Genomic DNA, 23,321 nt, shown 5'->3' with positions numbered 1-23,321 from the left:
CTTAGTGAGCGGTTTCCGCGTGGCTCATGTCCATGCCTTCCATCCCGTCGTGAGCGGCATGCTCGCCTTCAGGTTTGGACATGTTCATGCTCTCGTGAGACATGAATTTGTTCACAACATCTTTGAACAGATCCGGTTTCACGTTAGAGAAGTATTCCACTTTGTTGTATTCGCTAGGCACAGCCACTTTCTCGAACGCGGCCATAGAGTCCATGGCGTTCGGAGACTGTTTCGCTTTTTCAACCCACTGATCGAAAGTTGCACGATCCGGGGTAGCAATCGCTTTGAACTTCATACCAGAGAAGCCCGGGCCACTGTAGCTAGCGGAGATACCGTCATAAGTACCAGCTTCGTCAGCAATGAGGTGCAGCTGAGTCTGCATCCCGGCCATTGCGTAGATCTGGCTGCCTAAGCGCGGAATAAAGAACGAGTTCATCACCGAGTTAGAGGTCACTTTGAAGTGTACCGGTACGTTCGCCGGGAAGGCGATTTCGTTAACGGTAGCAATACCCTGTTCCGGATAGATAAAGAACCATTTCCAGTCCATCGATACGACTTCGATGGTGATTGGTTTCTCGTCATGGACAAGCGGTTTGCTTGGCTCCAGTGCGTGAGTGGTTTTCCAGGTCAGAACGGCCAGGAACAGGATGATCAGAATAGGTACCGTCCAGACCACAGCTTCCACTTTATTGGAGTGTGACCAGTTCGGGCTATACTTCGCATCTTTATTGCTCGCGCGATACTTCCAGGCAAATCCTACTGCCATCAAGACGGCCGGAATAACGACAATCATCATCAGGCCGAAGGCCGTCAGAATCAAAGAGCGTTGCTCCAGTCCAATCTGTCCTTTTGGGTCAAGGAGTGCAGAATCACAACCACTGAGTAATACAGTACCTGCGATTAATGACATCCATCCCAAACTTTTATTGTATTTCCTGAGTCTCATTGAACGACCTCAATTCCACGGGATCTGGTGGCGTTTAAAGTGTATGGGCATTTTACGGTAAGGTTGCATTACTGTAAACATGATTGGATCTCTGTCAGTTCTGTGTTAGCGGCTTCTGCTTGGTTTGTCACATATGTTACGTAGTGTTACGTAATCGCTTGCAAAGCCTGATTTTCGTGGGATCGATAACGAAAGGGATAAGAAAAGCTGTACTTAGCGGCGAATGGGCATAACAACCCAAAAATTAGAACAATTGTTTAACATTTAATTATCAAATAAAAGACATTGTGGAAACGTGAAATAAAAACGGCGTAGCTGAATCGGTTAAATTATTTAAAGAATCGAATGAAAACTGTCAATAATTTCCAGAAAACAAAAACGCACAAAACAACAAATAGCGCGGCGGGCAATATAAAAGCGTTAATAAGCCGTTATAATTACGTTTCGTAATTACAACGGCTAATAATGATGCAGCGTCCTTAAATCAGGTGGGTTTTACGCAGCGCCAGGTAGTCGAGCAGGCCGCCGAACAAAATACCGCCAACGGCGGTCAGCGCGGCAACTTCCAGCAGGCCGGACAGGAAGCTGAACGACGTATAATCCAGCGCGTTGAGGATCAGCAGACCCAGCCATACCGCCAGCAGCAGGCAGCCCAACGTCAGGATCCCCAGCGCCAGCGCATAGGCCTGCGGATATTCGCTACGCGGTATAAAGCTTGCCGTGCGTTGGGTATGCTCGAGCGTTTGTCGGCACAGCAGCAGCAGCGCGATCCCCGGCACCGCCGCGACCACGGAGAAGAGATAGAAGGTGGACCAGCCGTGGGCCTCGACAAACCAGCCGGCAATCGGCCCGACGTACACGCGGCCAACCGCGGACAGCGCCGAGAGCAGCGCGAACTGGGTGGCGGAGAACGACTTGTTGCACAGCGTCATCAGCAGCGCCACAAACGCCGCTGTCCCCATTCCCCCGCACAGATTTTCAAAGAATACCGCGGTCGCCATGGAATAGAGGTGCTTATCGGTAATCGACAGCAGCCAGTAGCCGGCGTTGGAAACCCCCTGCAGCAGACCGAAGATCAGCAGCGCCCGGAACAGCGTCAATCGCTGCATCAGGACGCCGCCGTACAGGGCGCCAAGAATGGTGGCGAACAGGCCTAAGGTTTTGTTCACCATTCCCACCTCGCCGGCGTCAAAACCGACGCCGCGGATGAGAAAGGTGGTGGTCAGACTCATGGCAAACGCATCGCCAAGCTTATAAAGAACGATGAGCAGCAGAATCAGCCAGGCGTTGTTACGGCCGAAAAAATCGCGCAGCGGTTCAGCTACCGCCTGCTCCAGCGACCGGGGAACCGGGATAACGTCGCTTGGCTCGGGCGCCAGCAGCGTGGCGATGATGCAGGGCACCAGCAGCGCCGCCATCAGCCAGTACATGCCCTGCCAGCCGAGATAGCGGTCGGCGATCCACAGGGCCAGACCACCGGAGACCAGCATCCCGAGGCGATAGCCCAGCACGCTGATCGCGGCGCCAGCGCCGCGCTCTTCCGCTGGCAGAACGTCGGTTTTCCAGGCGTCAAAAACAATATCCTGCGACGCCGAACAGAAGGCGATCACTACCGCCAGCGCCGCCATCCAGCGCAGCTGGGAGGCAGGTTCGAGAAAACCCATCGCCGCGATGGCCAGCAGAAGCAGGACCTGGGTGGTCACCAACCAGCCGCGACGGCGCCCGAGAAACGGCGGCGTGTAGCGGTCCATCAGCGGGGACCAGAGGAATTTAAAGACATAGGCCTGGCCGACAAGCGAGAAAAAACCGATCGTTTTCAGATCGATGTTTTCCACCGTCATCCAGGCCTGCAGGGTACCGGAGGTGAGGGCCAGCGGCAGACCGGAGGCGAAGCCGAGGATCAGCAAAATCGCTGATTTAGGCTGCTGAAAAATGCGTAAGTAGTGACTGGACATAGCATAAAGCACGAACCCGGCGGAGGCCGGGTTCGTGGTGGCATTAACGCGCGTTTTGCTTGATGAAATCGTGGATGCTGGTGTCCTGCGCCATATCGGCGATGGTATCAGTCAGGACGCTGTTGACGGCATCAGCGATGTTTTTGTTCGAGGCCTGGAAGGCACCTTCAACCGAGTAGCTGGCGCGGTAGTTTTTGGTCATCTTCGTGCCGTTTGCCGCGGTGGCGATGATGGCGATATCGGCTTTGGTGGCGATGTTGTAGCGCACGTTGCCCTGGGAGACGTCAGCGTAGAGTTTGTTGACGATAATCTGCAGATCGACTGCGCCGTTCGGGCCAATCATGTAGCCGCGCGCGGTCATTTGTTTCTCCAGCACTTCCTGCAGCAGGAAGCGCAGATCGCGGGAGGCGGTAAGGGTGACCTGTTGGTTGTCGCGCGTCACTTTCGCCAGCGCCTGGTCCGGACGCTGGTCGGCGCCGTTGATGCTGACGGTCACGCCCATCAGGCTAGGATCCTGCTGCGGCAGCGTGATTTTCGGCGATACTTCAATGGTGGTCGGCGGCGTGGCGCATCCTGCCAGCATAAACATGGCGACCAACGGGAAAAGGATCTTCTTAAGCATGTTCAGGTCTCAACGCATGGTGTTGTTATAAGGAAAATTACCGCCATCATAGCATTGCCAACGGCAAGGGGAAGTGGCAACGCGTGTAAATCCATCGCCCTGGCGGTTTTCTGAGCGTCCCGCCACGGTTAATCGCTCTTTCCCCGGCGGATCTGGCGACCAGAGCCAGTAAACGTGATACTTTTGAATGAAAATATCAGAACAATGCTAATTTTTTGTTGTTTTCTCCTAATGGAAGCGGTAAAAGCGGCTAACATTTAAATGGAGTGGCGGCATCTCAGCGTTGTCGGAGGAGAAAATTCATGATGATACGTGAACAGATCGAAGCAAAACTTAGAGCAGCGTTCGACCCGATGTATCTCGAAGTCGTGGATGAAAGTTATCGTCACAACGTCCCTGCGGGCTCTGAAAGTCATTTTAAAGTGGTGTTAGTGAGCGATCGCTTCACTGGCGAGCGTTTCCTAAATCGCCACCGTATGATCTACGGCACGCTAACCGAGGAGCTGTCAAATACGGTGCACGCCCTGGCGCTGCACACCTACACGATTAAAGAATGGGAAGCGCTACAGGATACGGTTTTCGCCTCGCCGCCGTGCCGCGGCGCGGGGAGCATCGCCTAGAAATCCCATTTGCAACCGCTGGCGCTTTTCCAGTATGTTGCTTGCAGATTTAGCAAAAACGGCCTACGGGCCGTTTTGTCTTGCCTGGAAAATGCGCAAACTCAGCGCTTTTGCGGACAAAATTGAGCGGGAAATGTGAAAAATGCCGCAGCACCAGGCGACAACCGTTCTCGACTCACAAAAGTGATGCCGCTATAATGCCGCGTCTTATATATGAATGTCTTCGGGATGATTCTGACGACAGGGAATGTGTTTCTGATTTGAAGAGGGCATCCCGGTTCTGCGAAGCCACCTACACGCGCTTCCAGAGTTGACCGAGCACTGTGATTTTTTTGAGGTAACAAGATGCAAGTTTCAGTTGAAACCACTCAGGGCCTTGGGCGCCGTGTAACGATTACTATCGCCGCTGACAGCATCGAGAATGCTGTCAAAAGCGAGCTGGTCAACGTAGCGAAAAAAGTTCGCATTGACGGCTTCCGTAAAGGCAAGGTGCCGATGAATGTTGTTGCTCAGCGCTATGGCGCTTCCGTTCGTCAGGACGTGCTGGGCGACCTGATGAGCCGTCATTTCGTTGACGCGATCATCAAAGAAAAAATCAATCCGGCCGGCGCGCCGAACTACGTTCCGGGCGAATACAAACTGGGTGAAGACTTCACCTACGCGGTAGAGTTCGAAGTGTATCCGGAAGTTGAACTGCAGGGTCTGGAAGCGATCGAAGTAGAAAAACCGGTTGTTGAAGTGACCGACGCTGACGTTGACACCATGCTGGAAACCCTGCGCAAGCAGCAGGCAACCTGGAAAGAAAAAGAAGGCGCGGTTGACGCTGAAGATCGCGTAACCATCGACTTCACCGGTTTCGTAGATGGTGAAGAGTTCGAAGGCGGCAAAGCTTCTGACTTCGTACTGGCGATGGGCCAGGGTCGCATGATCCCGGGCTTCGAAGACGGTATCAAAGGCCACAAAGCGGGTGACGAGTTCACCATCGACGTGACCTTCCCGGAAGAATACCACGCAGAAAACCTGAAAGGTAAAGCGGCTAAGTTCGTTATCAACCTGAAGAAAGTTGAAGAACGTGAACTGCCGGAGCTGACCGAAGAATTCATCAAACGTTTCGGCGTGGAAGATGGTTCCGTCGCTGGCCTGCGCGCTGAAGTGCGTAAAAACATGGAACGCGAGCTGAAAGGCGCTGTGCGTAACCGCGTGAAGTCTCAGGCTATCGAAGGTCTGGTTAAAGCTAACGACATCGACGTTCCGGCAGCTCTGATCGACAGCGAAATCGACGTGCTGCGTCGCCAGGCTGCTCAGCGTTTCGGTGGCAACGAGAAACAGGCTCTGGAACTGCCGCGCGAACTGTTCGAAGAGCAGGCTAAACGCCGCGTAGTGGTTGGCCTGCTGCTGGGCGAAGTGATTCGCACCAACGAGCTGAAAGCTGACGAAGAGCGCGTGAAAGGCCTGATCGAAGAGATGGCTTCTGCTTACGAAGATCCGTCAGAAGTGGTTGAGTTCTACAGCAAGAACAAAGAGCTGATGGACAACATGCGCAACGTGGCGCTGGAAGAGCAGGCTGTTGAAGCCGTGCTGGCGAAAGCCAAAGTGTCTGAAAAAGCCACTTCCTTCAACGAACTGATGAACCAGCAGGCGTAATTTCGCCGCGATTGTTCAAGGTTCGGGCAAAAACCCGTTGCCGAAAGGCGGCGGGTTTTTTTTTAGCTAATGATAGCCTCAGGCACGGTGCTAAAACGCATTTACCATGATAGCGTTACAGCAAAAGCTTGTTATGCTTGAAATATGGCAACGCCATCCCCATTACCGAGGGAGGCAACTGCATCCGCAATCGCACGCGTGTTGAAGAGGCGGTGACGCGTTCAGCGGATAGAAACTGTGGCTGATAATCCGTCCGTAAGGTTACAATCAGTGCAGCAGGTATTTTAAAATTACTCCAGGAGACGGAAATGTCATACAGTGGCGAACGAGACAACTTTGCACCCCATATGGCCCTGGTGCCGATGGTCATTGAACAGACCTCACGCGGTGAACGTTCTTTTGATATCTACTCCCGTCTGCTTAAGGAACGCGTCATTTTTCTGACCGGCCAGGTCGAAGACCACATGGCAAATCTGATCGTGGCGCAGATGCTGTTTCTGGAAGCGGAAAACCCGGAAAAAGACATTTACCTGTACATTAACTCTCCGGGCGGGGTGATCACCGCCGGGATGTCGATTTATGACACCATGCAGTTCATCAAGCCGGACGTCAGCACCATCTGTATGGGCCAGGCCGCGTCCATGGGCGCGTTCCTGCTGACCGCTGGGGCGAAGGGCAAGCGTTTCTGCCTGCCGAACTCCCGCGTGATGATCCACCAGCCGCTGGGCGGCTATCAGGGGCAGGCGACGGATATTGAGATCCACGCCCGTGAAATCCTGAAGGTGAAAGGACGCATGAATGAGCTGATGGCGCATCATACCGGCCAGTCTCTTGAGCAGATTGAGCGTGACACCGAGCGTGACCGCTTCCTGTCTGCTGCGGAAGCCGTGGAGTACGGACTGGTCGACTCTATTTTGACCCATCGTAATTGATGCCCTGGGCGTAAGGGTGCCGCTTTACGCTTCATCCTTCTCGCCACGTTTGCTGAGCGGTTGGCATTTTTCCGGACGCTTGCCGGGCAGGCAGGCGGCTGGTCGCTTCGTTACCGCCGCGATGTAGCGCGAAGGATTTTGTGTATATACTAATGAAGGGCGGCACAACGCTATATGGCGGCTTGCGCCTGAGAATGGCATTTGCGTCGTCGTGTGCGGCACAAAGAACTTAAAAAGAGGTTTGGACTCATGACAGATAAACGCAAAGATGGATCGGGCAAATTGTTGTATTGCTCTTTTTGCGGCAAAAGCCAGCATGAAGTGCGTAAGCTGATCGCCGGGCCATCCGTGTATATCTGCGACGAATGCGTTGATTTATGTAACGACATCATTCGCGAAGAGATTAAAGAAGTTGCGCCGCACCGCGAGCGCAGCGCGCTGCCGACGCCGCACGAGATTCGCCACCACCTTGATGACTACGTCATCGGTCAGGAACAGGCGAAAAAAGTGTTGGCGGTCGCGGTATACAACCACTACAAACGTCTGCGCAATGGCGATACCAGCAATGGCGTAGAGCTGGGTAAAAGTAACATCCTGCTGATCGGGCCGACCGGCTCCGGTAAAACGCTGCTGGCGGAAACGCTGGCGCGCCTGCTGGATGTGCCGTTTACCATGGCGGACGCTACCACCCTGACCGAAGCCGGTTATGTGGGTGAGGACGTCGAAAATATCATTCAGAAACTGCTGCAGAAGTGCGATTACGACGTGCAGAAAGCGCAGCGCGGCATCGTCTATATCGACGAAATCGACAAAATTTCGCGTAAGTCCGATAACCCGTCGATTACTCGCGATGTCTCCGGCGAAGGCGTGCAGCAGGCGCTGCTGAAGCTCATCGAAGGCACCGTCGCCGCCGTTCCACCGCAGGGCGGGCGTAAACACCCGCAGCAGGAGTTCCTGCAGGTTGATACCTCCAAGATCCTGTTTATCTGCGGCGGCGCGTTTGCCGGTCTGGACAAAGTGATTTCCCACCGTGTGGAAACCGGCTCCGGCATTGGTTTTGGCGCGACGGTTAAAGCGAAGTCCGACAAAGCGAGCGAAGGCGAGCTGCTGGCCCAGGTCGAGCCGGAAGATCTGATCAAGTTTGGTTTGATTCCGGAATTCATCGGCCGTCTGCCGGTCGTGGCGACCCTGAACGAGCTGAGCGAAGAAGCGCTGATCCAGATCCTGAAAGAGCCGAAAAACGCCCTGACCAAGCAGTATCAGGCGCTGTTTAGCCTTGAAGGCGCAGAGCTTGAATTCCGCGACGAAGCGCTGGATGCCATCGCCAAGAAAGCGATGGCGCGTAAAACCGGCGCCCGTGGCCTGCGTTCCATTGTGGAAGCGGCGCTGCTGGACACCATGTATGATCTGCCTTCGATGGAAGATGTCGAAAAAGTGGTCATTGATGAGTCGGTTATCGCCGGTCAGAGCAAACCGCTGCTGATCTACGGCAAACCGGAAGCGCAGCAGGCATCTGGCGAATAATTAGCCATTTCACTCAAGCAGTTAACAAAAAGGGGGGATTTTATCTCCCCTTTTATTTTTCCTGCATTCCCGCCGTTGAATGTGTGGAATACATCCCCATATACTGGATTACATATTAACGACGATGCAGTGGAGTGTGGCGTCGTCGGCTACCAGGCGGACTTTAAACTAAGAGAGAGCTCTATGAATCCTGAGCGTTCTGAACGCATTGAAATCCCCGTATTGCCGTTGCGCGATGTGGTGGTTTATCCGCACATGGTCATACCCCTGTTCGTAGGGCGGGAAAAATCTATCCGTTGCCTCGAAGCGGCCATGGACCATGATAAAAAAATCATGCTGGTTGCGCAGAAAGAAGCGTCGACGGATGAGCCGGGTGTAAACGATCTTTTCACCGTTGGAACCGTGGCGTCTATTTTGCAGATGCTGAAGCTGCCGGACGGCACCGTGAAGGTGCTGGTCGAAGGGCTACAGCGTGCACGCATTTCTGCGCTGTCTGATAATGGCGAGCATTTCTCGGCGAAAGCGGAGTATCTCGACTCGCCGGCGATTGACGAACGTGAGCAGGAAGTGCTGGTTCGTACCGCTATCAGCCAGTTTGAAGGCTATATCAAGCTGAATAAGAAGATTCCACCGGAAGTGCTGACGTCGCTGAACAGCATCGACGATCCGGCGCGCCTGGCGGATACCATCGCGGCGCATATGCCGCTGAAGCTGGCGGACAAGCAGTCCGTGCTTGAGATGTCCGACGTCAACGAACGTCTGGAATATCTGATGGCGATGATGGAATCGGAAATCGATCTGCTGCAGGTTGAGAAGCGCATTCGCAACCGCGTCAAAAAGCAGATGGAGAAATCCCAGCGCGAGTACTATCTGAATGAGCAAATGAAAGCGATTCAGAAAGAACTCGGCGAGATGGACGACGCCCCGGATGAAAACGAAGCGCTGAAGCGCAAGATCGACGCGGCGAAAATGCCGAAAGAGGCGAAAGAGAAAACCGAAGCGGAACTGCAGAAGCTGAAGATGATGTCGCCGATGTCTGCGGAAGCGACCGTCGTGCGTGGCTACATCGACTGGATGGTGCAGGTGCCGTGGAATGCGCGCAGTAAGGTCAAGAAAGACCTGCGTCAGGCCCAGGAGATCCTCGATACCGATCACTATGGTCTGGAGCGCGTGAAGGACCGCATCCTTGAGTATCTCGCGGTGCAGAGCCGGGTGAACAAAATCAAGGGGCCGATCCTCTGCCTGGTGGGACCGCCGGGGGTAGGTAAAACCTCGCTGGGGCAATCTATCGCCAAAGCGACCGGCCGGAAATACGTCCGCATGGCGCTGGGCGGCGTGCGCGATGAAGCGGAAATTCGCGGTCATCGTCGAACCTATATTGGCTCGATGCCGGGCAAACTGATCCAGAAAATGGCGAAAGTGGGGGTAAAAAACCCGCTGTTCCTGCTGGATGAGATTGACAAAATGTCTTCCGACATGCGCGGCGACCCGGCTTCTGCGTTGCTTGAGGTGCTGGATCCGGAACAGAACGTGGCCTTTAACGACCACTATCTGGAAGTGGATTACGATCTCAGCGACGTGATGTTCGTGGCGACTTCCAACTCCATGAACATTCCGGCGCCGCTGCTGGACCGTATGGAAGTGATTCGCCTCTCGGGTTACACCGAAGATGAAAAACTGAACATCGCCAAGCGTCACCTGCTGCCGAAGCAGATCGAACGCAACGCGCTGAAAAAAGGCGAACTGACCGTCGACGACAGCGCCATTATCGGCATTATTCGTTACTACACCCGTGAAGCGGGCGTTCGTAGCCTGGAGCGTGAAATCTCCAAGCTGTGCCGTAAGGCCGTTAAGCAGCTGTTGCTGGATAAATCGCTGAAACACATCGAAATTAATGGTGAGAATCTGCATGATTATCTCGGCGTGCAGCGCTTCGACTATGGCCGCGCCGATAGCGAGAACCGCGTCGGTCAGGTGACCGGTCTGGCGTGGACGGAAGTGGGCGGCGACCTGCTGACCATCGAAACCGCCTGCGTACCGGGCAAAGGTAAACTGACCTACACCGGATCGCTGGGCGAGGTGATGCAGGAGTCGATTCAGGCTGCGCTGACCGTGGTACGTTCGCGGGCGGACAAGCTGGGCATTAACGCCGACTTCTACGAGAAGCGTGATATTCACGTCCACGTACCGGAAGGGGCGACGCCGAAGGACGGTCCGAGCGCGGGGATTGCCATGTGTACGGCGCTGGTCTCCTGCCTGACCGGCAACCCGGTACGCGCCGATGTGGCGATGACCGGGGAAATTACGCTGCGTGGTCAGGTGCTGCCGATCGGCGGTCTGAAGGAAAAACTGCTGGCGGCGCATCGCGGCGGTATTAAGACTGTTCTGATTCCTGATGAGAACAAACGCGACCTTGAAGAAATTCCGGATAACGTTATCGCTGATTTGGATATCCATCCGGTGAAACGAATCGAGGAAGTTCTGACACTTGCGCTGCAAAACGAACCGTTTGGCATGCAGGTTGTGACCGCGAAATAGTGATTCTGCGCAAATTGCGCTAATAAAAATAGGGCTGGTAAGTCATTTCGGACTTGCCAGCCTTTTTTTGTGTAGCTAACTTAGATCGCTGGCAGGGGGGTCATCGACAACTGCTGTTGTAAGGGCATGACAGTCCTGATATAACTGCTGCGCGGTCGCACTATGAAGGACTCTGGTGCGATATAAATTATAAAGAGAGGAAGAGAACAGTGAATAAATCTCAACTGATTGACAAAATTGCTGCGGGTGCGGACATTTCTAAAGCTGCAGCTGGACGTGCGTTAGATGCTTTAATCGCTTCTGTTACTGAATCTCTGCAGGCTGGGGATGACGTTGCGCTGGTAGGTTTCGGTACCTTTGCTGTTAAAGAACGTGCCGCCCGTACTGGTCGCAACCCACAAACAGGTAAAGAAATTACTATCGCTGCCGCAAAAGTGCCGGGCTTCCGTGCTGGTAAAGCGCTGAAAGACGCGGTGAACTGATCGGCTTTCCCGTCAGGGAATGTGACGAAGTACAAGGGCGCATCGTGAGATGTGCCTTTTTTATTGCCTTTTCAGACCACTTTATGTGTGTTTATCGCCACTTGTGGGCTGACAATCACCCTGTTTTCTTGTCAAAATACGTCCTCACGCGCGGCGGCCATCACGTGCTATGCTGCGCGAGCTAAAGTCATCTACAGCGGAGCGTTGTTACACCATGATGGACAACCTACGCACGGCCGCCAACAGCGTCGTGCTCAAGATTATTTTCGGTATCATTATCGTCTCGTTCATTTTGACCGGGGTGAGTGGTTACCTGATTGGCGGTGGCAAAAACTATGCCGCAAAAGTGAATGGCCAGGAGATTGGCCGTGGGCAGTTTGAAAACGCCGTCGCCAGCGAACGTAACCGTATGCAGCAGCAGCTTGGCGACCAGTTCTCCGAGCTGGCGGCGAACGAAAACTACATGAAAACCATGCGCCAGCAGGTGCTGAACCGCCTGATTGACGAGTCGCTTCTGGATCAGTATGCCCGCGAGCTGGGCCTCAGCATCAGCGATGAGCAGGTGAAGCAGGCGATCTTCCAGACGCAGGCGTTCCAGACGAACGGTAAGTTCGACAACCAGCGTTTCAGCGGTATTGTCGCCCAGATGGGGATGACCACCGATCAGTACGCCCAGGCGCTGCGTAACCAGCTGACCACGCAGCAGCTGATTAACGCCATTGCGGGTACCGACTTCATGCTGCCCGGCGAGTCCGATCAGCTGGCGGCGCTGGTGTCTCAGCAGCGTGTCGTTCGCGAAGCGACCATCAACGTCAACGCCCTGGCGGCAAAACAGACCGCCAGCGATGAGGAAATCAACGCTTTCTGGCAGCAGAATCAGGCCCGTTTTATGGCGCCGGAGCAGTTCCGCGTAAGCTACATCAAGATGGATGCCGCCAGCATGCAGGAAAACGCCTCTGACGAAGAAATTCAGTCATGGTATGACCAGCACAAAGATCAGTTCACTCAGCCGCAGCGTAATCGCTACAGCGTGATTCAGACTAAAACTGAAGCTGATGCGAAAGCGGTACTGGCCGAGCTGCAAAAAGGCGCCGATTTCGCCACGCTGGCAAAAGAAAAATCGACCGATATTATCTCTGCCCGCAACGGCGGCGATATGGGGTGGATGGAAGATGCTTCTACCGTGCCTGAGCTGAAAGACGCCGGCCTGAAAGAGAAAGGCCAGCTCTCCGGGGTGATCAAATCCTCGGTTGGCTTCCTGGTGGCCCGTCTGGACGACGTCCAGCCGGCGCAGGTCAAGCCGCTGGCTGACGTGCGCAATGACATTGCGGCTAAAGTGAAGCAGGAGAAAGCGCTGGATGCTTACTATGCGCTGCAGCAGAAGGTGAGCGATGCGGCCAGCAACGATAATGAATCGCTGGCGGGCGCGGCGCAGGTCGCCGGACTGCAGGTGGTGGAAACCGGCTGGTTTGGCCGCGATAACCTGCCGGAAGAGCTGAACTTTAAACCGGTCGCTGACGCTATCTTCAACGGCGGTCTGGTCGGCGTGAACGGCGCGCCGGGCAGCAACTCCGACATCATTACCGTTGACGGCGATCGCGCCTTTGTTCTGCGTATCAGCGAGCACAAAGCCGAGGCGGTGAAACCGCTGGCCGAAGTGAAGGCGCAGGTCAGCGATATCGTTAAGCACAATAAAGCGGAACAGCAGGCGAAGCGGGATGCCGATAAGCTGCTGGCGGCGCTGAAAGACGGCAAAGGCGATGAGGCGATGAAGGCGGCTGGCCTGAGCTTTGGCGCACCGCAGACGCTTTCCCGTACCGGCCAGGATCCGCTGAGCCAGCTGGCATTTACTCTGCCGCTGCCGCAGCAGGGCAAACCGGTCTATGGCGTTGGCAGCAACATGCAAGGCGATGTGGTGCTGGTGGCGCTCGATGAGGTGAAAGCGGGCAGCATGCCGGAAGAGCAGAAGAAGGCTATGGTTCAGGGGATTACCCAGAACAATGCCCAAATCGCTTTCGAAGCGCTGATGAGCAACCTGCGCAAGGCGGCGAAAATTAAGCTGGGCGACAGTATCGACCAGCAGCAGTAATTTCGCGTCATTTCGCAAAAATACGCAACACCATGTAATCCTCAAGGGCCGCTTTCGCGGCCCTTTCCATTTCTGTGATTTGCCTTTTGTCGGCCATCCGCACTGACGCTATCGTAGCCTTGCTGTCTATACACAAGGAGATATCAGCATGAAATATGGAATAAAAGCACTGATGGCCGCGGGCGTTCTGGTTTTCGCGGTAGGCGCACAGGGCGCGCTGGCTGCCCCCGCCAGCGGCAAAGCGGCGGTAACCAAAGAGCATGTCCAGGCGTCCTCTTCGGCGAAGGCGAAAGCGGAGCCCGGCGAGGCCGACAACGGGGCGACCAAAGTCAGCATTAACCACGCCAGCGCCGAACAGCTGGCGCAGGCTCTGAATGGCGTGGGGTTGAAAAAAGCCCAGGCGATTGTCAGCTACCGTGAGGAGTACGGACCGTTCAAAACCCTTGATGATCTGAAGCAGGTCCCGGGGATGGGCAGCGCGCTGGTGGAGCGGAATTTATCCCATCTGACGCTGTAAATTTTTTGCCAGCGCTTGCACAGCGGTGATTTTTTGCCAGGATAAAGAGGTTGCATCAAGTGGTGTGACCTCTTACCTCATAAACAACAATAACAGAAAGGCATTGATACTATGCAGACACAAATTAAAGTTCGCGGCTATCATCTGGACGTCTACCAGCATGTGAATAACGCACGCTACCTGGAGTTCCTTGAGGAGGCCCGCTGGGATGGTCTGGAAAAGAGTCCGGCGTTTCAGTGGATGACCGAGAAAAACATCGCCTTCGTGGTGGTGAATATTAATATTAACTACCGCCGTCCGGCGGTCCTGGGCGATGTGCTGACGGTGAGCAGCAAACTGGAGCAACTCAACGGCAAAAGCGGCACGCTCAGCCAGGTGGTCACTCTCAACCCCAACGGCGAGGTGGTGGCCGATGCGCTGATTACCTTCGTCTGTATCGATTTGAAAACCCAGAAGGCGCTGCCGCTGCAAGGGGAACTGCGTGAGAAACTCGACCAGATGAACTTGCGCTGACAACCGTCGCGTGCGTGCCGGGCGGTGGCGCGCCTCTACCCACGGAAGGTGATGAACCCCTTGCCCCGGTAAGCGTAGCGCTACCGGGGAAGTTGAACTGAAGCTTTTGGAAGATACCTCTGCGGAGGCTATGCCTGTGTCAGCCCGGTTTTTTGCTTCATCACCGCCATTACCCCGACTTTATCGGCCAGATACTGGTTAAGCCCGTTAGCGCGCAGGTTGCAGGCGGCGCACTGGCCGCAGCCATCGCCCTTAATGCCGTTGTAGCAGGTAAGGGTTTCCCGGCGCACCAGATCTAACTGACCCCAGTAGTCGGCCAGCGCCCAGGTCTCGGCTTTGTTCAGCCACATCAGCGGTGTTTCAAAGCGAATGTCTTTCGCCATTCCAAGGCTGACGGCGTGGTGCAGCGCTTTGACAAACTCATCGCGGCAGTCCGGGTAGCCGGAGAAGTCGGTCTCGCACACGCCGGTGATGATAGCTTCGGCTTTTACCTGATAGGCGTAGATGGCCGTCAGGGTTAAAAACAGAATATTGCGCCCCGGGACAAAAGTATTGGGAATGCCCTCGGCATCAGGCTGATAATCCGGTACCGGAATGTTATCGCGGGTCAGGCTGCTGACCGCCAGTTCATTGAGCAGGGTAACGTCCAGCACTTTATGCGCGACGGCGCCAAGTTTCAGGGCGAGTTCGCGCGCAACGTCGATTTCCGCGCGGTGGCGTTGGCCATAATCAAAAGTGACGCAATGCACTTCATCATACTGTTGCAGAGCCTGCACCAGACAGGTGGTTGAATCTTGTCCTCCGCTGAAGACAACTACGGCGCGTTTCATGGCAATTCCTGACTAAATGAGTAAAGGCGATATGGTAGCGCCAGACGCCCGCCACCACCAGCTCTGTCACGTCGACGCCGGCAGCCAGGCGCTGGCGAAGTCGAACCAGCCGCGGGCGTTGAGGCGCAAGCCATTGACTCCCGGCGGGGCGCTGATCCGATAGTTATATTTAAACAGCGGCGTCATGATGGCGTCTTCCATCAGGCTGTTAAATACGTTGCGCAGCGCATCGTTGCGGCTGCGGGCTTCCGGCTGCGCCTGTACCGCGTCTAATGTCGCCTGCAGATGGGCATATTGCGCCCCGGTCAGCAAATTGGGCCACAGCATATCGCAGCGCAGCCACTGCTCCAGGGCATACTCCGGCGCTTCGCCGATCAGGCGGTCGCCCATCATCAGGTCGGCCTGCCCCAGATGCTGGCAGCCTTCCCAGTTTTTGGCGTCATGGAACAGCAGCGTCAGCTCGCAGCCCAGCACAGCCAGCCGCTGTCTCAGCTGTTCGGCCATGGCGTGGAGTTCGACCGGCAGATGGTAGAGCAGCGTGAGCCTGGCCGGCAGCGGCACCGCGCTGTTTTCCGGCCCCTGCGGGATGGACCATCCCGGCAACACCTCATGGCTTGGCGTAATAAGATCCTCGTCGAGCGGCAGCGTATCCAGCAACGACGAGCAGTGAATTATCGATACCAGCCGCTGGGCCTGCGCTTTGCTAAGCCGAGGGCTGTGACGCAGGGTCAGATAGCAGAAGCCAAGACTGATGCTGTTGCTGACCTGGCGCAGGTTATGCAGCTCTTCGCGATCGCCAATAGTGATCTGCACCGGGTGGCGGCAGCTGGTCCCGAGATCGCGATCGAAGAGCTGGGGGGTGATCCAGTACTCCACCGCCTGGATCAGCGGATGCCGCAGGTGGTAGCGAGGATGGTTCTCCAGGCGGACGAGTTCCGGACTAAACCGCTTCAGGCGGAACGGTCCGCAGCCGATGGCCGGATCGTCAGGATGGGCCAGCACGCTGCAATAGCTGGCGAGGCGGAACGGCAGCCAGTAGTCAGGACGATGCAGCGTGATAGTCAGACACTGGGCGTGAGTGACATCGATGCGGCTGATGCTGGCGAAGAGGGTCCGCAGGGCGGGCAGTTCCAGCAGCAGCAGTAAGCGCTGCCGCAGCTGTGCGGTTTCCACCGCATCGCCGTTGTGCCAGCACAGTGTGGAGCGGATATAAAACTGCCAGCGCAGGCCGTCAGGGGAGACCTGCCAGTGGTGCGCCAGATCGCCGATCGGCATATTGTCACCTTCGTCGAAGCGCGTCAGCCCGGCATAGATCTGCCCGGCCAGATGCTGCTCGGCGCGTCCGGGCAGAAAGCCGGGACGCAGCGGCTCCAGCGGGCGATAGTAGGGAATACGCAGCGTCGGGGTATTGTTTTGCCATTGACCGCCCAGAAAGGGGTGGAGCAGGGCTTTCAGCTCCACCGGGGCCAGCTGCGCCAGCTCCAGCGCGTTTTGCTGCTGACCTTTATGCAGCGCCTGCTCCATCATCTCATTGCGCAGACGTTCCGGCGTTTTGTAAAAAGAGAGCAAGCCGCGCTTGCCGCGCCCGGAGCTGGCCTGCCAGCTTAACCATCCAGCTTCCTGCGCCTGACGCAGTAGGGTACGGACGTGGCGTTCGCTGCAAAAACAGCGTTCCGCCAGCTCGCCGACGGTGACCTGCTGCGGCGCCCCGGCAGAGGGCTGCCACAGCCGCTGGTACTGGTTTAAACGGTGTAAGAGTCTCATAAGCGCTGTCGCCCACCGGGCCGCAATAAACCCGGAACAATTTATATTATCTATTCACTATTACTTCCGTATATCCCAGGTGATACTGCAACACAAGCGAAGCCCATCACACATCGGGGAAAACACCATGGCAAAACTGGCAGCATTTGATATGGACGGCACCTTACTGATGCCGGACCATCGTCTCGGAGAAAAGACGCTCACCGCGCTGAAACGGCTGCGGGAACGCGATATCACTCTGACGTTCGCCACCGGCCGCCATGCGCTGGAGATGCACCATGTGATGGGTGAATTTTCCCTGGACGCATTTCTGATCACGGGCAACGGGACGCGCATCCACTCGCTGGAAGGGGAGGAGCTGTACCGTCAGGATCTCAATCCCGAGGTAGCGGAAGACGTGCTGCATAGTCGATGGGATACCCGGGCCAGCATGCACGTGTTTAATGACGGCGGTTGGTTCACCGGCCAGGCAAGACCTGAGCTGCTGAAGGCGCATGTCTTCAGCGGGTTTCGCTATCAACTGTGCGATCCGAAACGTATGTCGGCGCATCATGTCACCAAGATCTGCTTCTGCGGCGATCATGACGATCTGCGCCGCCTGCGGATCCAACTGAATGAGGCGCTGGGCCAGCGCGCGTTTCTCTGCTTCTCGGCGATGGACTGTCTGGAAGTGCTGCCGGTTGGCTGCAATAAAGGCGCGGCGCTGGCGAGGCTGAGCCAGCACCTGGGACTCTCCCTACAGGAGTGCATGGCCTTCGGCGATGCGATGAACGATCGCGAGATGCTTCGCAGCGTCGGGCGGGGGTTCATCATGGGCAACGCGATGCCGCAGCTGAAAGCCGAGCTGCCGCATCTCCCGGTTATTGGCGACTGCCGGCATCAGGCGGTCTCCCATTTTTTAACGCATTGGCTGGATAATCCTGATCTTCCTTATTCCCCCGAATAGAGAGACCCTTCCAGCAAGCCAGATAGCATTCTATCTGGCTTTTTTTATGTTCTGCCGACCAGCCGGGCGATCTCCGCCTGCCAGGGTGCGATATCGCCGATGTTGGCCGCCACCCACTGCGGGTTGTAATAGCTTTCCAGATAACGCTCGCCGCTGTCGCACAGCAGGGTGACGAGGGAACCCGTGCGTCCTTCCTCGCGCATCCGCGCGGCCAGCTGCAGCACGCCCCACATGTTGGTCCCGGTCGAGGCGCCGACTTTTCGCCCAAGCTGCGTTTCCAGCCACAGAGCAGTGGCCACGCTCGCCGCATCCGGCACGCGCAGCATCTCATCGACAACATCGGGAATAAACGATGGCTCGACGCGCGGGCGGCCGATGCCTTCAATTTTGCTGCCGATCGGGCTGCGCAGGCTGGCGTCGCGGGTCTGCCAGTAATCGAGGAATACTGAATTTTGCGGGTCGACAACCATCAGCTGCGTCTCGTAACCCTGGCTGCGAATATAGCGGCCAATGGTCGCCGAGGTCCCCCCGGTGCCGGCGCTCATCACGATCCACGACGGCTGCGGGTGCGGCTCATGGCTCATCTGGCGGAAAATACTGTCGGCGATATTGTTATTGCCGCGCCAGTCGGTGGCCCGCTCGGCGAAGGTAAACTGATCCATATAGTGGCCGTTCAGTTCACGCGCCAGCGTTTCGGAAGCCGCGTAGATTTCGCAGGCGCTCTGCACAAAATGGCAGCGTCCGCCGTAGAACTCGATCTGTTCGATTTTTCGTCTGGCGGTGCAGGAGGGCATCACGGCGATAAACGGCAGCCCCAGCAGGCGGGCGAAATAGGCCTCAGAAACTGCAGTCGAACCCGAAGACGATTCGATAATCGTGGTGCCTTCTTTGATCCAGCCGTTGCACAGGCCATAGAGAAACAGCGACCGCGCCAGACGATGTTTGAGGCTACCGGTCGGATGCGTACTTTCATCCTTCAGATAAATCGGGATCCCCGGAAAACCAGGCAGCGCCAGGCGAATCAGGTGTGTATCGGCGGAACGCTGATAGTCGGCGTTAATTTCACTAATGGCGTGTTTTACCCAGGCGCTATTCATCTCGGATTCCTGTTTGTCATTTTGTGCCCAGCTTAGCGGATTGTGCGGGAAAAATTGTTGCTATTTGGCCTTTCAATTACAATTGCGGGAGTAAATTATTCTCTCTGGTGGCCTTATGTTAGATAAAATTGACCGTAAGCTGCTGGCGCTGCTGCAGGAAGATTGCACCCTCTCTTTGCAGGCGCTGGCCGATGCCGTTAATCTGACCACGACCCCTTGCTGGAAACGCCTGAAACGACTCGAGGATGAGGGTATTCTCCGCGGGCGCGTCGCCTTACTGGATGCGGAAAAGGTGGGGCTGGGGCTGACGGCGTTTGTCCTGATCAAGACCCAGCATCACAGCAGCGACTGGTATTGCCATTTTGTGAGCGAAGTGACGCAGATGGCTGAAGTGCTCGGCTTCTGGCGGATGGCGGGGGAGTATGACTATCTGCTGCGGGTGCAGGTGGCCGATATGAAGCGCTATGACGACTTTTATAAACGGTTGGTGAACAGCGTGCCGGGGCTGTCGGATGTCACTTCGAGTTTTGCCATGGAACAGATAAAATACACCACCGCCTTGCCTGTCGAATAACGGTATTGCGCCGTAACCCATAACAAATCAGGATCTTACTGCTTGCGATTATTTGCACAACTCAGCTGGTATTTCCGCCGGGAGTGGCGCCGCTATCTTGGCGCAATTGCCCTGCTGGCCATTATTGCCGTCCTGCAGCTTGTTCCGCCGAAGGTGGTGGGCATTGTGGTCGACGGCGTGACGCAACAACATTACACCGCGGAGAAGGTGTGGATGTGGATCGGCGCGCTGGTGCTGATCGCGGTGATGGTCTACCTGCTGCGCTATGTCTGGCGCGTGCTGCTGTTCGGCGCCTCTTACCAGCTGGCGGTCGAACTGCGGGAAGACTTTTACCGGCAGCTGAGCCGCCAGCATCCGGCGTTCTATTTGCGCCATCGCACCGGGGATCTTATCGCCCGCGCCACCAATGACGTGGACCGGGTGGTGTTTGCCGCTGGTGAAGGGGTGTTAACCCTGGTGGATTCCCTGGTGATGGGCTGTGCGGTGTTGATTGTGATGTCGACGCAGATTAGCTGGCAGCTCACCCTGCTGGCGCTGCTGCCGATGCCGCTGATGGCCCTGGCGATCAAACGCAACGGCGATGCCCTTCACGAACGTTTTCGCGTCGCCCAGGCGGCCTTTTCCAGCCTCAACGATCGCACGCAGGAGAGCCTGACCAGCATCCGCATGATTAAGGCGTTCGGGCTGGAGGATCGCCAGTCGGCGCAGTTTGCTGCCGATGCGGCCGATACCGGAGCGAAAAATATGCGCGTGGCGCGAATTGACGCGCGCTTCGACCCTACCATCTATATCGCCATCGGGGCGGCGAACCTGCTGGCCATCGGCGGCGGCAGCTGGATGGTGATCCACGGCAGCCTGACGCTGGGGCAGCTGACCAGCTTCGTGATGTACCTTGGCCTGATGATCTGGCCGATGCTGGCGCTGGCGTGGATGTTTAACATCGTGGAGCGCGGTAGCGCGGCCTATGGTCGTATCCGCACCCTGCTCGAAGAGGCGCCGGCGGTGGACGACGGGACCGAGACGGTGCCAGCAGGCCGCGGCGTCCTGCAGGTCGCTATCCGCGATTTCATCTATCCGCAGGCGAGCAAACCTTCACTGGAACAGGTTAATTTTACCCTTCAGCCGGGGCAAATGTTGGGCATCTGCGGGCCGACGGGCGCCGGCAAAAGCACCATTCTGGCCCTGCTGCAGCGCCATTTTGACGTCACCAGCGGCGAGATCCGCTTTCACGATCTGCCGCTACCGCGTCTGCAGCTCGACAGCTGGCGCGAACGGCTGGCGGTGGTCAATCAGACGCCGTTTTTATTCTCCGATACCGTCGCCAATAATATCGCGCTGGGAAAACCGGACGCGACGCCGGAACAGATTGAGCGGGTGGCGCGGCTGGCCAGCGTGCATGACGACATTCTGCGTCTGCCCCAGGGGTACGATACCGAAGTGGGCGAGCGCGGCGTGATGCTCTCCGGAGGCCAGAAACAGCGTATCTCTATTGCCCGCGCCCTGCTGCTGGAGGCCGAAATTCTGATCCTGGATGATGCCTTATCGGCGGTGGATGGCCGTACGGAGCACCAGATCCTGCACAACCTGCGCCAGTGGGGAGAGGGGAGGACGGTGATTATCAGCGCCCACCGACTGTCGGCGCTGACCGAGGCCAGTGAAATTCTGGTACTGCAGCACGGACATATTGCCCAGCGCGGCCGCCATGAGGCGCTGGCCGTGCAGCCAGGCTGGTATCGCGACATGTATCGCTATCAGCAGCTGGAGGCCGCGCTCGACGAGGTTCCCCAGGAGCAAGAGGAGGTCCTGGATGCGTAGCTTTACCGAACTCTGGCCGACGCTTAAACGCCTGCTGGCCTATGGTTCACCGTGGCGTAAGCCGCTGGCCATCGCGGTGGCGATGATGTGGATCGCGGCGGCGGCGGAAGTGAGCGGTCCGCTGCTTATTAGCTATTTCATCGACAATATGGTGGCGAAACATACTCTGCCGCTGAAGCTGGTGGCAGGCCTGGCGGCAGCCTATATCGGTCTGCAGCTGCTGGCGGCGTTACTGCACTATAGCCAGTCGCTGCTGTTTAACCGCGCCGCGGTTGGCGTGGTCCAGCAGTTACGCAGCGATGTGATGGATGCCGCCCTGCATCAGCCGCTCAGCGAGTTTGATACTCAGCCGGTCGGGCAGCTTATCTCCCGGGTAACCAACGATACGGAAGTCATTCGCGACCTGTACGTGACGGTAGTGGCGACGGTGCTGCGTAGCGCGGCGCTGATCGGCGCGATGCTGGTGGCGATGTTTAGCCTCGACTGGCGGATGGCGCTGGTGGCGATCGCGATTTTCCCGGCGGTGCTGATCGTGATGATCATTTATCAGCGCTATAGCACGCCGATCGTGCGCCGGGTACGCGCCTGGCTTGCCGACATCAACGATGGCTTTAACGAAGTGATCAACGGCATGGGGGTCATCCAGCAGTTCCGCCAGCAGGCGCGTTTTGGCGAACGGATGCGTGAGGCCAGCTACGCCCACTACCTGGCGCGGATGCAGACGCTACGCCTCGACGGTTTTCTGCTGCGTCCGCTGCTGAGTCTTTTTTCCTCGCTGGTGCTGTGCGGGCTGCTGATGCTGTTCGGCTTTAGCGCGGCGGGCACGATTGAGGTCGGGGTCCTGTATGCGTTTATCAGCTATCTCGGACGCCTTAACGAGCCGCTCATTGAGCTGACCACCCAGCAGTCAATGCTGCAGCAGGCGGTGGTCGCCGGCGAACGCGTTTTCGAACTGATGGACCGTCCGCGCCAGGCGTGGGGCGCCGATGACGCGCCGCTGAGCAGCGGTCGGGTGGAAATCGACCATCTCTCCTTCGCCTACCGCGGGGATCGTCTGGTCCTCCAGGATATCACGCTGGATATCCCTTCCCGCAGCTTTGTGGCGCTGGTCGGGCATACCGGCAGCGGGAAGAGTACCCTCGCCAGTCTGATGATGGGCTATTATCCGTTAACCCACGGGGAGATCCGCATCGATGGCCGGCCGCTCGCTTCTCTTAGCCACAGCGCGTTGCGTCGGGGCATCGCGATGGTGCAACAGGATCCGGTGGTGCTGGCGGATACCTTCTACGCCAACGTCGCGCTGGGCCGGGACATCAGCGAAACCCAGGTCTGGGAAGCGCTGGAGGCGGTGCAGCTGGCGGCGGTGGCGCGCAGCATGAGCGACGGCCTGTACACCCAACTGGGCGAGCAGGGCAATAATCTCTCCGTCGGACAGAAGCAGCTGCTGGCGCTGGCGCGCGTGCTGGTGGACACCCCGCAGGTACTGATTCTGGATGAGGCGACGGCAAACATCGACTCCGGTACCGAGCAGGCGATTCAGCAGGCGCTGGCGAAGGTTCGCCAGCATACCACCCTGGTGGTTATCGCCCATCGGCTGTCGACCATCGTCGAGGCGGATACCATTCTGGTTCTGCATCGTGGTCAGGCCGTCGAACGGGGCAACCACCAGCAGCTGCTGGCGGCGAAAGGCCGCTACTGGCAGATGTATCAGCTACAGCTGGCTGGTGAAGAGCTGGCGGCCAGCGCCAGAGAAGAGTCGCTCAGCGCCTGATGCACCACCAGCAGGCAGCGAAGGCTGGGCGGCCTGTCGTGGTGCAAAAACGTTACATCAAATGCACCGCTGTGGTGCATTTTTGCCCGTTAAATGCCTTTACGCCGGCTAATGCCTGACCTCTCGCCTGTTTTTTGCCATC

At 56.8% G+C, this 23,321-nt stretch carries 19 protein-coding genes; 13 read left to right on the top strand and 6 right to left on the bottom strand.

What is annotated here, in order from left to right; all coding sequences use genetic code 11:
• Position 1: 1 nt before the first annotated feature.
• The 3 genes from cyoA to ACLH1I_RS08925 form a co-directional block, all read right to left on the bottom strand.
• The gene (cyoA, locus tag ACLH1I_RS08935; protein WP_004204802.1) at positions 2–946 is read right to left on the bottom strand and encodes a cytochrome o ubiquinol oxidase subunit II; all 945 of its coding nucleotides are present in this window, start codon (positions 944–946) and stop codon (positions 2–4) included.
• Between the two features lie 479 nt (positions 947–1,425).
• The gene (gene ampG / locus ACLH1I_RS08930) at positions 1,426–2,901 is read right to left on the bottom strand and encodes a muropeptide MFS transporter AmpG (protein WP_048323172.1); all 1,476 of its coding nucleotides are present in this window, start codon (positions 2,899–2,901) and stop codon (positions 1,426–1,428) included.
• Between the two features lie 43 nt (positions 2,902–2,944).
• Positions 2,945–3,523 carry a lipoprotein gene (locus ACLH1I_RS08925; RefSeq protein ID WP_004204800.1) on the bottom strand — a complete coding sequence of 193 codons (579 nt, stop codon included), beginning with the start codon at positions 3,521–3,523 and terminating at the stop codon, positions 2,945–2,947.
• Between the two features lie 302 nt (positions 3,524–3,825).
• Here ACLH1I_RS08925 and bolA point away from each other — a divergent pair, with 302 nt between their 5' ends.
• The 9 genes from bolA (at position 3,826) to ACLH1I_RS08880 (ending at position 14,382) form a co-directional block, all read left to right on the top strand.
• Entirely contained in the window at positions 3,826–4,143 is a 318-nt protein-coding gene (bolA, locus tag ACLH1I_RS08920; protein WP_002891649.1) for a transcriptional regulator BolA, read from the top strand.
• A gap of 345 nt (positions 4,144–4,488) precedes the next feature.
• Positions 4,489–5,787: a trigger factor gene (tig, locus tag ACLH1I_RS08915; RefSeq protein WP_198079551.1), complete on the top strand. Its 1,299-nt coding sequence runs from the start codon at positions 4,489–4,491 to the stop codon at positions 5,785–5,787.
• A 308-nt stretch (positions 5,788–6,095) separates the two neighbouring features.
• Complete coding sequence (gene clpP, locus ACLH1I_RS08910) at positions 6,096–6,719, top strand: ATP-dependent Clp endopeptidase proteolytic subunit ClpP (RefSeq protein WP_002891804.1); 624 nt, start codon at positions 6,096–6,098, stop codon at positions 6,717–6,719.
• 249 nt (positions 6,720–6,968) lie between these two features.
• The gene (gene clpX, locus ACLH1I_RS08905; protein ID WP_002891807.1) at positions 6,969–8,243 is read left to right on the top strand and encodes an ATP-dependent protease ATP-binding subunit ClpX; all 1,275 of its coding nucleotides are present in this window, start codon (positions 6,969–6,971) and stop codon (positions 8,241–8,243) included.
• 183 nt (positions 8,244–8,426) lie between these two features.
• Complete coding sequence (gene lon / locus ACLH1I_RS08900) at positions 8,427–10,781, top strand: endopeptidase La (protein ID WP_004151336.1); 2,355 nt, start codon at positions 8,427–8,429, stop codon at positions 10,779–10,781.
• A 209-nt stretch (positions 10,782–10,990) separates the two neighbouring features.
• A complete protein-coding gene (gene hupB, locus ACLH1I_RS08895; RefSeq protein ID WP_002444653.1) occupies positions 10,991–11,263 on the top strand; it encodes a nucleoid-associated protein HU-beta in 273 nt (90 codons plus the stop codon).
• A 214-nt stretch (positions 11,264–11,477) separates the two neighbouring features.
• On the top strand, positions 11,478–13,352 hold the full coding sequence (ppiD, locus tag ACLH1I_RS08890; protein WP_017898913.1) for a peptidylprolyl isomerase: 1,875 nt from the start codon (positions 11,478–11,480) through the stop codon (positions 13,350–13,352).
• A gap of 148 nt (positions 13,353–13,500) precedes the next feature.
• Positions 13,501–13,869 carry a helix-hairpin-helix domain-containing protein gene (locus ACLH1I_RS08885; protein WP_048294255.1) on the top strand — a complete coding sequence of 123 codons (369 nt, stop codon included), beginning with the start codon at positions 13,501–13,503 and terminating at the stop codon, positions 13,867–13,869.
• 111 nt (positions 13,870–13,980) lie between these two features.
• Positions 13,981–14,382 carry a YbgC/FadM family acyl-CoA thioesterase gene (locus ACLH1I_RS08880; RefSeq protein ID WP_048323174.1) on the top strand — a complete coding sequence of 134 codons (402 nt, stop codon included), beginning with the start codon at positions 13,981–13,983 and terminating at the stop codon, positions 14,380–14,382.
• A gap of 128 nt (positions 14,383–14,510) precedes the next feature.
• On the opposite strand, the gene queC is transcribed toward ACLH1I_RS08880, so the two are convergent.
• Both queC and ACLH1I_RS08870 read right to left on the bottom strand, forming a co-directional pair.
• Entirely contained in the window at positions 14,511–15,212 is a 702-nt protein-coding gene (gene queC / locus ACLH1I_RS08875) for a 7-cyano-7-deazaguanine synthase QueC (RefSeq protein WP_032421067.1), read from the bottom strand.
• Positions 15,213–15,278: 66 nt separating this feature from the next.
• Positions 15,279–16,976 carry an SgrR family transcriptional regulator gene (locus tag ACLH1I_RS08870; protein ID WP_048323175.1) on the bottom strand — a complete coding sequence of 566 codons (1,698 nt, stop codon included), beginning with the start codon at positions 16,974–16,976 and terminating at the stop codon, positions 15,279–15,281.
• 127 nt (positions 16,977–17,103) lie between these two features.
• Between ACLH1I_RS08870 and cof the strand changes: the two genes are divergently transcribed.
• Positions 17,104–17,922 carry an HMP-PP phosphatase gene (cof, locus tag ACLH1I_RS08865; RefSeq protein ID WP_017898908.1) on the top strand — a complete coding sequence of 273 codons (819 nt, stop codon included), beginning with the start codon at positions 17,104–17,106 and terminating at the stop codon, positions 17,920–17,922.
• A gap of 44 nt (positions 17,923–17,966) precedes the next feature.
• On the opposite strand, the gene ACLH1I_RS08860 is transcribed toward cof, so the two are convergent.
• Entirely contained in the window at positions 17,967–19,019 is a 1,053-nt protein-coding gene (locus ACLH1I_RS08860; protein ID WP_023319850.1) for a PLP-dependent cysteine synthase family protein, read from the bottom strand.
• Between the two features lie 115 nt (positions 19,020–19,134).
• Here ACLH1I_RS08860 and ACLH1I_RS08855 point away from each other — a divergent pair, with 115 nt between their 5' ends.
• Genes ACLH1I_RS08855 through ACLH1I_RS08845 form a run of 3 tightly spaced genes read left to right on the top strand, consistent with a single transcriptional unit; the run spans position 19,135 to position 23,179 of the window.
• Positions 19,135–19,593 carry an Lrp/AsnC family transcriptional regulator gene (locus ACLH1I_RS08855; RefSeq protein WP_004204786.1) on the top strand — a complete coding sequence of 153 codons (459 nt, stop codon included), beginning with the start codon at positions 19,135–19,137 and terminating at the stop codon, positions 19,591–19,593.
• 42 nt (positions 19,594–19,635) lie between these two features.
• Positions 19,636–21,408 (top strand): SmdA family multidrug ABC transporter permease/ATP-binding protein, encoded by a 1,773-nt coding sequence (locus tag ACLH1I_RS08850; RefSeq protein ID WP_004204785.1) that lies wholly within the window; start codon positions 19,636–19,638, stop codon positions 21,406–21,408.
• Positions 21,401–23,179, top strand: a complete 1,779-nt coding sequence (locus tag ACLH1I_RS08845; protein WP_004204783.1) for a SmdB family multidrug efflux ABC transporter permease/ATP-binding protein — start codon at positions 21,401–21,403, stop codon at positions 23,177–23,179. Before ACLH1I_RS08850 ends, ACLH1I_RS08845 begins: the two co-directional genes overlap by 8 nt.
• Positions 23,180–23,321 lie beyond the last annotated feature (142 nt).

The organism is Klebsiella sp. 1SOBk10mer, assembly GCF_046602535.1.
In the GTDB taxonomy this organism is placed as follows: Bacteria; Pseudomonadota; Gammaproteobacteria; order Enterobacterales; family Enterobacteriaceae; genus Klebsiella; species Klebsiella quasipneumoniae.
This window is presented reverse-complemented; position numbering and strand designations above follow the sequence as displayed.

Bases quoted from the DNA above. Each gene is read 5' to 3' on its own strand.
- lon (WP_004151336.1), top strand. From the start codon at position 8,427: ATGAATCCTGAGCGTTCTGAACGCATTGAAATCCCCGTATTGCCGTTG.
- ACLH1I_RS08845 (WP_004204783.1), top strand. From the start codon at position 21,401: ATGCGTAGCTTTACCGAACTCTGGCCGACGCTTAAACGCCTGCTGGCC.
- ACLH1I_RS08860 (WP_023319850.1), bottom strand. From the start codon at position 19,019: ATGAATAGCGCCTGGGTAAAACACGCCATTAGTGAAATTAACGCCGAC.
- clpP (WP_002891804.1), top strand. From the start codon at position 6,096: ATGTCATACAGTGGCGAACGAGACAACTTTGCACCCCATATGGCCCTG.
- bolA (WP_002891649.1), top strand. From the start codon at position 3,826: ATGATGATACGTGAACAGATCGAAGCAAAACTTAGAGCAGCGTTCGAC.
- ACLH1I_RS08925 (WP_004204800.1), bottom strand. From the start codon at position 3,523: ATGCTTAAGAAGATCCTTTTCCCGTTGGTCGCCATGTTTATGCTGGCA.
- clpX (WP_002891807.1), top strand. From the start codon at position 6,969: ATGACAGATAAACGCAAAGATGGATCGGGCAAATTGTTGTATTGCTCT.
- ampG (WP_048323172.1), bottom strand. From the start codon at position 2,901: ATGTCCAGTCACTACTTACGCATTTTTCAGCAGCCTAAATCAGCGATT.
- cof (WP_017898908.1), top strand. From the start codon at position 17,104: ATGGCAAAACTGGCAGCATTTGATATGGACGGCACCTTACTGATGCCG.
- ACLH1I_RS08885 (WP_048294255.1), top strand. From the start codon at position 13,501: ATGAAATATGGAATAAAAGCACTGATGGCCGCGGGCGTTCTGGTTTTC.
- ACLH1I_RS08880 (WP_048323174.1), top strand. From the start codon at position 13,981: ATGCAGACACAAATTAAAGTTCGCGGCTATCATCTGGACGTCTACCAG.
- cyoA (WP_004204802.1), bottom strand. From the start codon at position 946: ATGAGACTCAGGAAATACAATAAAAGTTTGGGATGGATGTCATTAATC.
- ACLH1I_RS08870 (WP_048323175.1), bottom strand. From the start codon at position 16,976: ATGAGACTCTTACACCGTTTAAACCAGTACCAGCGGCTGTGGCAGCCC.
- queC (WP_032421067.1), bottom strand. From the start codon at position 15,212: ATGAAACGCGCCGTAGTTGTCTTCAGCGGAGGACAAGATTCAACCACC.
- ACLH1I_RS08855 (WP_004204786.1), top strand. From the start codon at position 19,135: ATGTTAGATAAAATTGACCGTAAGCTGCTGGCGCTGCTGCAGGAAGAT.
- tig (WP_198079551.1), top strand. From the start codon at position 4,489: ATGCAAGTTTCAGTTGAAACCACTCAGGGCCTTGGGCGCCGTGTAACG.
- ppiD (WP_017898913.1), top strand. From the start codon at position 11,478: ATGATGGACAACCTACGCACGGCCGCCAACAGCGTCGTGCTCAAGATT.